At 61.6% G+C, this 14,556-nt stretch carries 4 protein-coding genes; all 4 read left to right on the forward strand.

All coding sequences use genetic code 11. The annotated features are described in order from the left end of the window. The first annotated feature begins 301 nt into the window (after positions 1 to 301). Complete coding sequence (locus RB548_RS22030) at positions 302 to 847, forward strand: VOC family protein (RefSeq protein ID WP_331375413.1); 546 nt, start codon at positions 302 to 304, stop codon at positions 845 to 847. A gap of 101 nt (positions 848 to 948) precedes the next feature. Further along, positions 949 to 2,229 (forward strand): aminotransferase-like domain-containing protein, encoded by a 1,281-nt coding sequence (locus tag RB548_RS22035; RefSeq protein WP_331375414.1) that lies wholly within the window; start codon positions 949 to 951, stop codon positions 2,227 to 2,229. A 282-nt stretch (positions 2,230 to 2,511) separates the two neighbouring features. Next, the gene (locus tag RB548_RS32185; protein WP_408642442.1) at positions 2,512 to 2,958 is read left to right on the forward strand and encodes a 4'-phosphopantetheinyl transferase family protein; all 447 of its coding nucleotides are present in this window, start codon (positions 2,512 to 2,514) and stop codon (positions 2,956 to 2,958) included. Between the two features lie 499 nt (positions 2,959 to 3,457). Continuing rightward, positions 3,458 to 13,858, forward strand: a complete 10,401-nt coding sequence (locus tag RB548_RS22040; RefSeq protein WP_331375415.1) for an amino acid adenylation domain-containing protein — start codon at positions 3,458 to 3,460, stop codon at positions 13,856 to 13,858. Positions 13,859 to 14,556 lie beyond the last annotated feature (698 nt).

Consider the following 14,556-nt stretch of genomic DNA (forward strand, 5'->3'; position numbering starts at 1 on the left):
ATGGATTGGATGAGGGGGTGACGATGGCACATAGGTCTCCTTCAAGTGCGTGCAGACGCTTGCGATCCAGGCGATTTGGATAGGCGACAACCTGCAACCCGATTGGTCTGCGCTAGCGTCTTTATTGGTAGTAGTACATTGCCTATTAGCTGCGCGCATAGTCAGGGAAATGGGCCGCGTCATCCGCTGGGTGCTGGTGCCATATTACATATTGCCACTCGGATGCAGTGGGCGAGTGGTGGTCACTAAATAGACTGCGCTAGCTAGGGACAAGGACACAATTAGGACAAAGGGACTCAAAATGAATAATTCCATGAATTCGTCGATTGATCGTGTTCCGCAAGACTCGGCCGAGGTGGGTAGCCATGCGACTCCATCATTCCATGGTATTGATCACATTGCTTTAGCGGTTCATAACTTGGACGACGCTATCCACTTGTTTCAAGATGTCCTTGGCTTTAGGCTGAGGCGCCGTTTCCACATAAAGGGTAAGAAAAGTGGGATGGTGGCTGCAGACATGGTTCGCGACGGGATATGCTTTGTACTTTGCCAAGGTACAGAGCCGGAGTCGCAGGTGTCTCAACTTGTCCAAAATTTTGGTGCGGGGCTAGCTCACGTCGCCTTAGCCGTGGATGATGTGTCGACGGCGATCGATACACTTAAGGAGCGCGGCTTGTCGTTTGACACGACCGTTATTGAGGGGGCTGGGCTAACACAGGCATTCTCTTCTCGGTGCCCCAATACCGGGATGACTATTGAACTCATCCATAGGAGCGGCAAGGAAGGATTTCTTGAGAGCAACGTTCAAGAACTGTTTGATCAGCTTGAGTCATCCGGAAAATACTAGCTGTCCTTAGACCTTCAGTAGGCTCACGCTGCGACGCTGGTGTCTTTTCCTTTTTATGCTCCTCCACAAGGCTCATGATGGATGTTACGTCGCAACATGTAATGAATTTCCTGAACGAAGTCTCGAGTCTGTTTCCCTCGGCTGTCTCGCTGGCGTCTGGCAGACCGAATGACCGTTTCCTCGCTAGGCTGAAGCCCCAGGTGCTGTTGAATTCACTGGCTGTGTATGAACGACATTCAGCTGGCGGTCACGGGGGTGGGCAAGTATGGTCTCAGTTGTTACAGTATGGACGAACCGCCGGAGTCATCAGCGAGCTCGTTGCACAGCAGGTTCGATCCGATGAGCGGGTTCCTGCGAGGGCGGATGGCGTACTGATCACGGCAGGTTGCCAGGAGGCGCTTGCCCTCTGCGTACCGGCACTGTGTCCCGAACCTTCAGACGTGCTCCTAGTCTGCAATCCCACCTATATAGGTGCGATCGGTGCAGCTAACGTTGCAAGGGTCCCCATCACCGCGTTATGCAACTCTGCGCCTTCCATCGCAGACGCCATCGAGTTCGCCGTCCCGCAATTGCGCCGGAATGGTCGGAGGGCTCGCGCGATATATCTTATTCCCGATTTTGACAATCCGACGGGGCGCGTTCTCGATACCGCTGCACGGCGCGATATCCTTCAAGTGTGCGCCAGACATCGGATCGTCGTTCTGGAGGACAATCCATATGGGCTATTTCGGTATGAAGGAGATGCGGTACCTCCGATGGCCGCTTTGGATGAGGTCGGAAGTGTTATTTACCTGTCGACATTCTCCAAGACTCTCAGCCCAGCTCTCCGGGTCGGAGCAGCGATTTTGCCCGAGACGATCTTTGGAGACGCCCGGGCTTCCCGGGCACTTTGGGAAGATCTGGTTCAGCGCAAGAGTTTCGTCACCCTCAATACAAGCCAGATCACACAAGCGATCGTGGCAGGGCTGTTGATTGAACAGGGGATAAGCTTGCGTGCCTGGGTTCAGCCGGCGCTGGATTGGTACCATGCGAACCGCGACGCCATGTTGTGTCAGTTGGACAGCGTTTTTTCAAATTTTCCGGATCAGATTCGATGGAATCGTCCCTCCGGCGGCTTCTTTCTAAGTTTTGATCTTCCTTTCAAATTTGGAGCTGAGAGCGTGAGCGAGTGCGCAAGGCGTGACGATGTCATCGTTATGCCGACGAGCTTCTTCGCGTTGGATAACTCTCAAGACTGCCGGATTCGATTGGCGTTCAGCGCGGTTACTCCCGAGCAAATCCGAACCAGTGTGACTGGTTTGGGTCGCTACGTGGCGCGACGCCTCGGACGGGAACTGCCCAACCTACGCGATGAATTGGCTGAAGCTGAAGATGAAGAATAGTTATCCTCCCGGTGCGCGCAAGCGCACATTACAGTCCCAAAACAAAAACTCGCTCAGCTATGAACAGGCTTGCGACTTTAGGGGGCTGCTATCGGCTCAACCTTCGCGCATGACATCAGCTTTTCGGGCGGACCGATAGGTATCCGGTTCCGCTCCCATTTGCCACTCAAGCTGAAATGCTGGGAAACGTCTCCCTTCGCCGTCGGCGTGAGTTCGCCTGGGGGGGGACGGCATCACGCTCGGGAGTCGTTGCGACGATTGGGTGTTGCTCCTGTTCCGATCATGTCGAGAGCAGATCGCGCTCCTCTTTGGCCTTTCGGAGTCGTCGGGAGCATTTCCCACTCTTTGTCTGAGTGCGGAGCCGTTGCCGGACGTTCCAGCAGCGTGCTCGCTCTGGGACTGGACATTGAAGATGATGAACCGCTCGGAGCTGACCTGCTGCCGATCATATGCACGCCTACCGAAATGGAGCGGAGCGGGTCCAGCAGTCGCTTCGGCCCGAAACTAATCTTCGTGATAAAAGAAGCTGTATACAAATCATCTGCGCCGAGTACTGGTGCATTCTTGGATTTTCAAGATGTCTGTGTCAGGACAAATGACGAGAGCGGGTCGTTCGAGGCTGAGATTGGCAACTCGGAAAAACCGATGAGTTTCGGCAGTCGAACTATAAACGGAATTTATCTTCCCTTCGCGGGAGGGATCATTGCCTTGGCTGCGCGATTTCGATGAGAATGATGCCCCGCGGTTGCGCGTCGACCGTCGTTTCCCAGACGCTCGCCTAAAGAGTTGAAGTGAGCCTCCGCCGGCTTCGGTGGCAAGCAGGATGCGCTACTCATTCCGAGTTTCGATGCCGAAAAGAAGTTCTATGTTCTATGGCCGGGCATGCGGAAGCCGCCTGACTCCAACTTTATACAGTCATGTCGGTACCGCCTCGTCATGAGGTCGCCATCACGGATTGCTCCGCGAGCAGACATTGCAGTTCGGGACGAGGCGACCGGTCCTCAGGCCAGGATCCGTGTCGTCGCCTCCGCTACCGACGTCTGTGTCCGGAGTCCGACACTGAGGCGCCAATATTCCGCCGACGCGACGCGAACAACATGGTTTTTTCCTTTAACCAAGGTTCGCACAACTTGTTTGATTGGCACGCCGATTGCTCAGGACACTGGTGAAACGATCCGTTACGACAATGGCGGTCTCGCACTCACCGGCCCAGGAGTTTCAGGCGCTAATGGACAGAAGCTTCTTTACGAAGCATCAACGGCCGGATGCGGCGGGCTGTCTGCGATGGGATCGACCCGCGCAAGACCTGTCAGCGATGACACGTGCCGTAGATTTTGGACCGTATCATTCCAATCCCATGTGTCTGCCCAAGGTGCTGCTAGGCGAGGACGCCGCCACAGTCAGGCGCCTGGAGGTGTTGCCTCGACGCTCGGGCTTTCCGGCAGGTCGCCTGCTTGAAATCCACTCCAGCCATTGGCGTGTGGCGACGGGTACGCAGGATGTCGATGTTTGCTTTGGCAGCTCAGATGGTGAGGACCTCGACGCCCGAGCACTCGCGAAACGTTTTGATGTGGACGTCGGCGATCGCCTCCCGATATTGAGCGATGACCAGGCGCGGAGCATCACTGCTGCACATGAAAAGCTGGCGCCTCAGGAGGATTTTTGGCGACAGCGGCTTGAGCAGTTTAAGACCTTGCAGCTTCCTTTTCTGTCGCCGTCCATAGCTGCGGCTCCGCCCAGATGGAAGGCGAGTCCGTGGATCACGCCGCCTGCTTTGGCTGAGTTGTCCGAAATTGATCGCGCGGAACACTTGCTGACTGCTTGGCTGATCTATCTCGCCCGCATTACGGGCGTGTCAGAGCTTCAATTAGGATGGACTCCCGCTACGAATGGGTCGCCAGCCGGATTAAAGACACTGGAAGCGCTTGTCGCTTCTGTCGTGCCGATGGAAATTACCGTTGATCTCAGCCTTGGCTTTGCAGAAGTGCGCAGGGCAGTGGCGGCAGAATGTGCTCAGTTGAGGGAGCACGATAGCTTTGCGCGGGATCTCATCGCGCGCTGCCCGAGATTGCGAGGTATGGAGGCGCTCCGATCACGCCGACCCTGGCCGATTGGCATCACGATCACGACGGACAGCTGTGTTGCCGCTGGCGATCCAGCATCGAACGCGCATTCTGAAACAGCCCTATCGGGTGATTTGCTGACGTTTGAGGTTTGCGCTCTGGATGGAAGCTTTCGATGGCACTTTGATGCAAGTCGTTTAGCGTCCCAGCAAACCGACCGTATGACGCAGCATTTGCAAAATTTGTTATGCGGTGTGATGGCCGATGCAGAGCAACCGGTGGGCCGGATTGAGCTGCTGGCGTTAGACGAGCGCACCTATCTTTTGGAGGAGTTGAACCGGACGGCGGCGCCTTACCCGTCGGACATGTGCATCCACGAGCTGTTCGAAGCGCAGGTGCGCAAGGCCCCCGATGCGGTGGCGGTGGTCTATGAAGACGAAGAGCTGAGTTATGGCGAACTCAATGCGCAGGCCAACCGGCTGGCGCATCATCTGGTCGCCCTTGGGGTCAGGCCGGACCAGCCGGTGGCGATCTGCCTGGAGCGCAGTCCGGCGATGGTGGTGGGGCTGCTGGCGATCCTCAAGGCCGGAGGCGCCTATCTGCCGCTCGACCCGGCCTATCCGTCGACGCGGCTCAGGCAGGTGCTCGACGATGCCGCCCCGCGGCTGCTGCTTTGCGACGCGGCCGGTCGCGCAGCACTGGGCGCCGAGGCGCTCGCCGATCTGACGGTGGTTGATCTCGAGACAGCCACCCCGGCCTGGGCGGAGCTGCCGGCCTGCGATCCCGACCCGCGCGCCCTTGGCCTCACTTCCCGCCATCTCGCCTATGTCATCTACACCTCCGGATCCACCGGCACCCCAAAGGGCGTCATGGTCGAGCATCGAGGTCTGGTGAACCATACGATCTGGCAGGCGGATCGATTCCAGCTTGCTGCCCACGACGTTTTCTTGCAGCGAACTTCCCCCTCTTTTGATGCCGCCGTTTGGGAGCTATGGACAGCCTTATCGATTGGGGCACGTTCAATTCTTCTTTCTCTCGACCGACAATTAGATATTCGCACAATCTTGGGTCTCGTAGGCTCGTTCCGAGTGACGGTTCTACAAGTGGTTCCGTCGCTTCTTTCAGCGTTGATTGCGGCCACTGACGTTGAGCAAAAGGAAATCGAGAGTTTACGATACCTGTTCTGTGGCGGAGAGCTCCTTGGAAGCGAGATAGCCACTAAATGGCTGCAATTGGCACCACGGCCACTCGTTAATCTCTATGGACCTACTGAGGCAACAATTGACGCGACAGCTTGGGTTTATCCCGCTGGGTTTGACGGGTCGGTTGTTCCGATCGGCCGACCGATTGCGAACACGCGGATTTACTTGCTGGACGGTGATGGCGCGCCGGTTCCGTTTGGGGCGGTCGGTGAGCTTTACATCGGCGGGGCGGGGGTGGCGCGCGGCTATCTCAACCGGCCGGAGCTGACGGCGGAGCGGTTTTTGGCCGATCCGTTCTGCAACGAGCCCGGCGCCCGCATGTACCGCACCGGCGATCTGGCCCGCTACCTGCCGGACGGCAATCTGGAGTTCTTGGGCCGCACCGACGACCAGGTGAAGATCCGCGGCTTCCGCATCGAGCCCGGCGAGATCGCCGCTCGCCTCATCGAGCACGCCGGGGTACGCGAGGCGGTGGTGGTGGCGCAAGAGGATGGCGCCCGCGACAAGCGCCTTGTCGCCTATGTGGTTGCGGCGGCGGAGCATGCCGGCGAAGCCGAGGGGTCCGCCCTTGCCGGCACCTTGCGCGCGCATCTCCATGCCCGGCTGCCGGACTACATGGTGCCGAGTGCATTCGTGCGGCTATCGGCGCTGCCGCTGACGCCGAACGGCAAGCTCGACCGCAAGGCGCTGCCTGTTCCGGAGGGCGACGCCTATGCGCGGGCGGCCTATGAGGCGCCGCGCGGCGAGGTCGAGGCGGCGCTGGCCGCGATCTGGGCCGAGCTTCTCGGTGTCGAGCGGGTCGGCCGCCACGACCACTTCTTCGAACTCGGCGGCCATTCGCTGCTGGCGGTGCAACTGCTGGAGCGGCTGCGGCGGCTGTCGCTTGGCGTCGAGGTGCGCACCCTGTTCGCCAAGCCGGTGCTGGCCGATCTTGCCGCGAGCCTCGGCAGCCATCACGAGGTGGCGATCCCTGCCAACCTGATCACCGAGAAGAGTACGGCGATTACGCCGCAGATGCTGCCGCTTATCGACCTGGCCCAGCCGGAGATCGACCGGATCGTCGCCACGGTGCCCGGCGGTGTCGGCAACATCCAGGACATTTATGCCCTGTCGCCGTTGCAGGACGGCATCCTGTTCCATCATCTGCTGGCGAGCCGCGGCGACCCCTACCTGCTGGTCAGCCAGATGGCGTTTGTCGATCGCGGCCTGCTCGATCGCTATCTCGGCGCGGTCCAGCGGGTGGTGGATCGCCACGACATTCTGCGCACGTCGTTTGTCTGGCAGGGGCTGTCGAGCCCGGCCCAGGTGGTGTGGCGGAAAGCGCCGCTCGATGTGAGCGAGGTCGAGCTGGATGACTGTGATGGTCTCGGCCCCGAGGAGCTCCGGCGAAGGTTCGATCCGCGCCGGCAGCGCATCGATCTTGCCCGGGCGCCGTTGTTGCGGTTTGTGATCGCGCGCGAGCCCGGCAGCGAACGCTGGCTGCTTTTGGAACTGCAGCACCATCTGATCGGCGATCACACCACACAGGAACTCATGCATGCCGAGGTGCGGGCGGTGCTGGAGGGGCGCGCGCACGAACTGCCGGCGCCGCAGCCGTTCCGCAATCTGGTCGCACAGGCGCGCCTGGGCGTTGATGCCAAGGCGCATGAGCAGTTCTTCCGGGAGCAGCTGGCGGACATCGACGAGCCGACGATGCCGTTCGGGCTGAGCGAAGTCTACGGCGACGGCAGCGGGGTTGGCGAGGCGCATCGGCTGCTGCCGCAGGCGCTCAACGATCGGCTGCGGGTGCAGGCGCGGCGGCTGGGGGTGAGTCTTGCGAGCCTCTGCCACCTGGCCTGGGGGCAGGTGCTGGCGCGCAGCAGCGGCCGCGAGCAGGTGGTGTTCGGCACGGTGCTGTTCGGCCGCATGCAGGCGGGTATAGGCGCCGACCGCGCGCTGGGCCTGTTCATGAACACCCTGCCTGTGCGGCTCGACCTCGACGGGACCGGGGTCGAGGCGAGCGTGCGCACCACGCATCGCCGGCTTTCCGAGCTGCTGGCGCACGAGCATGCTTCGCTGGCGCTGGCGCAACGCTGCAGCGGCGTTGCGGCACCGGCGCCGCTGTTCAGCGCACTGTTGAACTACCGTCACAACACGCCGGCGGCGATATCCGGCTCCCGAACGGATGATGTCCTGTCCGGCATGGAATGGCTGGGCGGCGAGGAACGCACCAACTATCCGCTGACCCTGTCGGTGGAGGATTTTGGCGAGGCGCTCGGCCTGACGGCGCAGGTGGCGGAGCCCGTGTCTGCGGAGCGGGTCTGCGCCTACATGCAGCACGTGCTCGAGCAACTGGCAGGGGCACTGGAGCAGACCCCCGATAGGCCGGTGCGCGAGCTGGACATCCTGCCGGCTGACGAGCGCACCTATCTTTTGGAGGAGTTGAACCGGACGGCGGCGCCTTACCCGTCGGAACGATGCATCCATGAGCTGTTCGAGGCGCAGGTGCGCCGGGCCCCCGATGCGGTGGCGGTGGTCTGTGAGGACGAACAGTTGAGCTATGGCGAGCTCAATCAGCGGGCCAACCGGCTGGCGCATCATCTGATCGCCCTTAAGGTCAGGCCGGATCAGCCGGTGGCGATCTGCCTGGAGCGCAGCCCGGCGATGGTGGTGGGGGTTCTGGCGATCCTCAAGTCCGGCGGTGCCTATCTGCCGCTCGATCCAGCCTATCCTTCGGCGCGGCTCAGGCAGGTTCTCGATGATGCAGCACCGCTGCTGCTGCTTTGCGACGCGGCCGGCCGCGCCGCACTCGGCGTCGAGGCGCTCACCGGTCTGACGGTGGTCGATCTGGAGCCAGCCACCCCCGCTTGGGCGGAACTGTCGGCCGCAGACCCCGACCAGCGCGCCCTCGGCCTCACCTCCCGCCACCTCGCCTATGTCATCTATACCTCCGGATCAACCGGAACCCCCAAAGGAGCACAGAATGAACATCGGGCGATTATCAACCGTCTGATCTGGATGCAAAAAGCCTACGCCCTCAAGGCAACTGATGTTGTCTTGCAGAAGACGCCGTTCGGCTTCGATGTCTCGGCTTGGGAGTTCTTCTGGACGTTGCTTGAAGGGGCGTCCTTGGTGCTGGCGCCTCCGGGTGCGCACAAAGACCCCGAGGCGCTGGCAGAGCTGATGATCAGCCAACGCGTCACGACAGCTCACTTCGTGCCATCCATGCTGGCCAGCTTCATGGACACGAAGGGTGTTGATCGCTGCACATCGCTGCAGCGTCTCCTGTGCAGTGGCGAGGCGCTTCCTGGCTCCATCGTGCACAAGGTTCGGCGCCTATTGCCTTGGACCGGCCTGCACAATCTATACGGTCCCACGGAAGCTGCCATCGATGTTACGGCGTGGAGCTGCCCGGATGATTTTGATGGATCAATCGTCCCGATCGGCCGTCCGATTGCGAACACGCGGATCTACCTGCTGGACGGCCATGGTGTGCCCGTTCCGTTCGGGGCGGTGGGTGAGCTTTACATCGGCGGAGCGGGGGTGGCGCGCGGCTACCTCAACCGGCCTGATCTGACGGCGGAGCGGTTTTTGGCCGATCCGTTCAGCGATGAGCCCGGGGCGCGGATGTACCGGACCGGCGACCTTGCGCGCTATCTGCCGGACGGCAATCTGGAGTATCTCGGCCGCACCGACGACCAGGTGAAGATCCGCGGCTTCCGCATCGAGCCGGGCGAGATCGCCGCGCGGCTTGTCGAGCACGCCTTTGTGCGCGAGGCGGTGGTGGTGGCGCAAGAGGATCGCGCCGGCGACAAGCGGCTTATCGCCTATGTGGTTGCGGCGGCGGAGCATGCCGGCGAGGCCGAGGGGTCCGACCTTGCCGGCACCTTGCGCGCGCATCTCCACGCGCGACTGCCGGACTACATGGTGCCGTCCGCCTTCGTGAAGCTATCGGCGCTGCCGCTGACGCCGAACGGCAAGCTCGACCGCAAGGGACTGCCTGTTCCGGAGGACGAGGCCTATGCCCGCCGCAGCTATGCGGCGCCGCGCGGCGAGGTGGAGACGACGCTGGCCGCGATCTGGGCGGAGCTTCTCGGTGTCGAGCGGGTCGGCCGCCACGACCACTTCTTCGAGCTCGGCGGCCACTCGCTCATGGCGGTGCAGTTGATGGAGCGGCTGCGGCGGCTGTCGCTTGGCGTCGAGGTGCGCACCCTGTTCGCCAGGCCGGTGCTGGCCGATCTTGCCGCAAGCCTGGGCAGCCATCACGAGGTGACGGTGCCTGCCAACCTGATCAGCGAGCAGAGTACGGCGATTACGCCAGAGATGCTGCCGCTTATCGCGCTTTCCCAGCCGGAGATCGACCGGATCGTAGAAACGGTGCTCGGTGGCGTCGGCAATATCCAGGACATTTATGCCCTGTCGCCGCTGCAGGACGGCATCCTGTTCCATCATCTGCTGGCCAGCCGCGGCGATCCCTACCTGCTGGTCGGTCAGATGGCCTTTGCCGATCGTGGGCTGCTCGAGCGCTATCTTGCCGCGGTCCAGCAGGTGGTCGACCGGCACGACATCCTGCGCACGTCGTTCGTCTGGGAGGGGTTGTCGAGCCCGGCCCAGGTGGTGTGGCGCAAAGCGCCGCTCGAGGTAAACGAGGTCGAGCTCAGCGGCTGTGATGGTTCCGGCGCCGCTGAGCTCCGGCGCCGGTTCGATCCGCGCCGGCAGCGCATCGATTTGGCCCGGGCGCCTTTGATGCGGTTTGTGATTGCGCGCGAGCCCGGCAGCGAACGCTGGCTGCTTTTAGAACTGCAGCACCATCTGATCGGCGATCACACCACACAGGAACTCATGCATGCCGAGGTGCGGGCGGTGCTGGAGGGGCGCGCGCACGAACTGCCGGCGCCGCAGCCGTTCCGCAATCTGGTCGCACAGGCGCGCCTGGGCGTTGATGCCAAGGCGCATGAGCAGTTCTTCCGGGAGCAGCTGGCGGACATCGACGAGCCGACGATGCCGTTCGGGCTGAGCGAAGTCTACGGCGACGGCAGCGGGGTTGGCGAGGCGCATCGGATGCTGCCGCAGGCGCTCAACGATCGGCTGCGGGTGCAGGCGCGGCGGCTGGGGGTGAGCCTGGCGAGCCTCTGCCACCTGGCCTGGGGACAGGTGCTGGCGCGCAGCAGCGGCCGCGAGCAGGTGGTGTTCGGCACGGTGCTGTTCGGCCGCATGCATGCCGGGACCGGTGCAGACCGTGCCATGGGCTTGTTCATCAACACCCTGCCTGTGCGGCTCGACCTCGACGAGACCGGGGTCGAGGCGAGCGTGCGCACCACCCATCGCCGGCTTTCCGAGCTGCTGGCGCACGAGCATGCTTCGCTGGCGCTGGCGCAACGCTGCAGCGGCGTTGCGGCACCGGCGCCGCTGTTCAGCGCGTTGTTGAACTACCGTCACGACAGCCCGGCGGCGATATACGGCTCCGGACCGGATGCTGGGCTGGCGGGGGTGGAATGGCTGGGCGCGGAGGAACGCACCAACTATCCGCTGACTTTGTCGGTGGAGGATCTTGGCGAGGCGCTCGGCCTGACGGCGCAGGTGGCGGCGCCCGTCTCTGCGGAGCGGGTCTGCTCCTACATGCAGTGCGCGCTCGAGCAACTGGCAGAGGCACTGGAGCAGGCCCCCAATAGGCCGGTGCGCGAGCTGGACATCCTACCGGTTAACGAGCGCAGCTACCTGCTGGAGGAGTTGAACCGGACGGCTGCGGCCTATCCGTCGGACATGTGCATCCACGAACTGTTCGAGACGCAGGTGCGCCAGGCTCCCGATGCGGTGGCGGTGGTCCATGACGACGAGCGGCTGAGTTACGGCGAGCTCAACGCGCGGGCCAACCGGCTGGCGCATCATCTCATCGGACTCGGGGTGAAGCCGGGGGACAGCATTGCGACAGTGCTGGACCGCTGCGTCGCGCTTGTCGTGGCCCAACTGGCGATCCTGAAGGCGGGCGCAGTCTATGTGCCGATCGATCGCGGTCTTCCACCTGCGCGACAACGTTGGATCATGGCTGACTGTGCAGCGCGCCTGGTGCTTAGCGAGAGTGACGATGATTATCTGGTTGAGGGGACGATCCCTGTTTTGCCCATTGAGCCGCTCATGGCCGGAACTGGATCTACGGCCGATCCTGGCCTGGCATTGAGCGCCGAGGCTGCCGCTTACGTGATGTACACCTCCGGTTCGACCGGCCTGCCGAAGGGGGTTGTTGTTGCTCATCGTGCGGTCAACCGGCTTGTCATCAACAATGGCTATGCGCAGTTCAGCTCGCGTGATCATGTGGCGTGGGTGGGCAATCCCGCATTTGATATCAGTACCCTGGAAGTCTGGGCGCCGCTGCTACACGGTTCGACTCTCGTTGTGGTCCCATACACTGACGTGCTGCAGCCAGAGGTGCTGCGCAGGCTGGTTCAGCAGCACCGCATTACCGTCCTGCATTTGACAGCCGGGCTGTTCAGCCAGAGCGCTGATGGTTTAGGTCCGGTGCTGGCGAGTTTGCGGCTTTTATTGGTCGGCGGCGATGCGGTTGATGTGGCGGCAGTAGCAAGGGTTTTGAGGCAGAACCGACCGCAACATCTCTTGCACTGCTACGGTCCGACCGAGACGACGACCTTTGCGACGGTGTGCGAGATTACCGTGATTGATGAGACATCACGCCGCCTCCCGATCGGCCGTCCGATCGCCAACACGCGGGTCTATCTCTTGGACGGGCATGGCGCGCCGGTTCCGTTTGGGGCGGTGGGCGAGCTCTACATCGGCGGGGCGGGGGTGGCGCGCGGCTATCTCAACCGGCCGGAGCTGACGGCGGAGCGGTTTTTGGCCGATCCGTTCTGCAACGAGCCCGGCGCCCGCATGTACCGCACCGGCGATCTGGCCCGCTACCTGCCGGACGGCAATCTGGAGTTCCTCGGCCGCAACGACGACCAGGTGAAGATCCGCGGCTTCCGCATCGAGCCGGGCGAGATCGCGGCACGGCTTTCTGAGCACGCCTGGGTGCGCGAGGCGGTGGTGGTGGCGCGAGAGGATGGCGCCGGCGACAAGCGGCTGATCGCCTATGTGGTTGCGGCGGCGGAGCATGCCGGCGAGGCCGAGGGGTCCGACCTTGCCGGCACCTTGCGCGCGCATCTCCACGCGCGACTGCCGGACTACATGGTGCCGTCCGCCTTCGTGAAGCTGGCGGCGCTGCCCCTGACGCCGAACGGCAAGCTCGACCGCAAGGGACTGCCTGTTCCGGAGGACGAGGCCTATGCCCGCCGCAGCTATGCGGCGCCGCGCGGCGAGGTGGAGACGACGCTGGCCGCGATCTGGGCCGAGCTTCTCGGTGTCGAGCGGGTCGGCCGCCACGACCACTTCTTCGAGCTCGGCGGACACTCGCTGTTGGCGGTACGGCTGCTCAGCCAAGCACTAAATCTTGGGCTGAAGTTTAGCGCCACCGATCTCTTCCAAGCTCCTGTTTTGATGGATCTTGCATCGAAGGTCAAGTTGGCACCTCACTCCACTCCTGCTGGAGTGCTTTCCGTTCGTGCGACGGGATCACAGGCGCCGCTCTTCTTTCTTCCCGCAGGTTCCGGAGATTGTTCCTATGTCCTTAGCTTGGTAAAGGAAATGGACGTAGATTGCCCTGTCTATGCTCTGCCATGGCCGTCCTTTGATGACGCTTGTCCCCTAACTCTTGAGGCGATTGCCTCGCAAGCACTCTTGGCGATTAAAAGCCTTCAGCCGCGGGGGCCATATCGCTTCGCTGGTTACTCCTCGGGCGCAATCTTGGCCTACGCGATTGCCGAGCGGTTACTAAGTTTCGATGAAACTGTATCATTCGTGGCTTTCATCGATGTTACGCTACCTGCAAATCCCATGAGCAAGCCACCATCCCAAATAGTCCAAGAAGTGGTGTTAGAATCGCTCGAACCGTTGGATGATGAGCAGTTCGACGTATTGGAACGCTTTTCCAGACAAAGTTCAGTTGTTCAGTTGCTTGAAAAGGCGCAGCAGATTGGAGCGCGTTCTCCAGGTGATCTCCGAAACGACGTTTTGATGTATGAAAGAATTTCCCAGTTCCAAAGGGCGCTGCAGTTGTATCGAATCCCGTCTCTGCCAATAGAGATACATCAACTTTATGCCGCTGAGCCAGTGCCTAGTCGTCGGGCACGGCCAGGCAGGATTTCCCTAGCTTCGGAGGCAAGTTCGCCCATGCGGGGTTGGGACCGGGTCTTGAGTGAGACGGCCATTCATGCCGTACCGGTCCCAGGCAATCACATGACGATGATGAGTGTCCCAGAAAACCGCAGAGTTCTGGCTCGATCCTTAGTAGCGGCCTTAAACACCTCGCTGACAACACCTGGACATGGTTAGCCCAGGTCAGGTCTGCTGATAGCGGCTTGGCGTAAGCGACGGGAGACCGGTTCAGGAGACTCTTAGAAGAGATCATCAATCGGCCAAGGCAAGTGCGAGGCAAACCTGACAGTTCCCGAGAAGCAGAGGCTTCTCAACGATATGAGCGCCCTCTGCTTTCGACCATCGTTCATCCCTGGCCAAACGCACCAAAAGGCAGTCACTAATCGATTGCGACAGGATGACTTGCGATTGCTGTGCCCTGCGACGCACGCAAGTTAGAGTCCTAGCAAACGATCAAGTAAATGCGACCGCACCGGTGGGTTGACCGGCCGCGCCTGGCAAGTCATTGGCCATGTCGTCACGCTGGATCAACGAAGGAAACAAAGGTCCGTGATTCGGGCGGGAACCACAAGCCTACGCCGAAGCCATATTTCGAGGCGTGGCTAACGGGCGAGCCGAAAATTTGCGTTTCGAACCTTGCCCACCGACCTTAACCACGCATCGCCGCCCAAAGGAAGAAGGCCACAGCAGTCGACAGCAAAGCCACCGCGCCGATTGTGATTATTCTCTTCCTGCGCGCTCTCTTGCCTGTCCAATCGTAGCCCATTGCCGCCTCCAAGCGGCACCATCCCGCGATTTGCATCACAGTTGTACAAAAAGCCCTGTGCTATGGCGGGGCAAGTCATGCATCCAGTTTGGCTCAGTCTGGGTGCGGG

The sequence above is a fragment of the Sinorhizobium chiapasense genome (assembly GCF_036488675.1).
In the GTDB taxonomy this organism is placed as follows: Bacteria; Pseudomonadota; Alphaproteobacteria; order Rhizobiales; family Rhizobiaceae; genus Sinorhizobium; species Sinorhizobium chiapasense.

Bases quoted from the DNA above. Each gene is read 5' to 3' on its own strand.
- RB548_RS22030 (WP_331375413.1), top strand. From the start codon at position 302: ATGAATAATTCCATGAATTCGTCGATTGATCGTGTTCCGCAAGACTCG.
- RB548_RS22035 (WP_331375414.1), top strand. From the start codon at position 949: ATGAATTTCCTGAACGAAGTCTCGAGTCTGTTTCCCTCGGCTGTCTCG.
- RB548_RS32185 (WP_408642442.1), top strand. From the start codon at position 2,512: ATGTCGAGAGCAGATCGCGCTCCTCTTTGGCCTTTCGGAGTCGTCGGG.
- RB548_RS22040 (WP_331375415.1), top strand. From the start codon at position 3,458: ATGGACAGAAGCTTCTTTACGAAGCATCAACGGCCGGATGCGGCGGGC.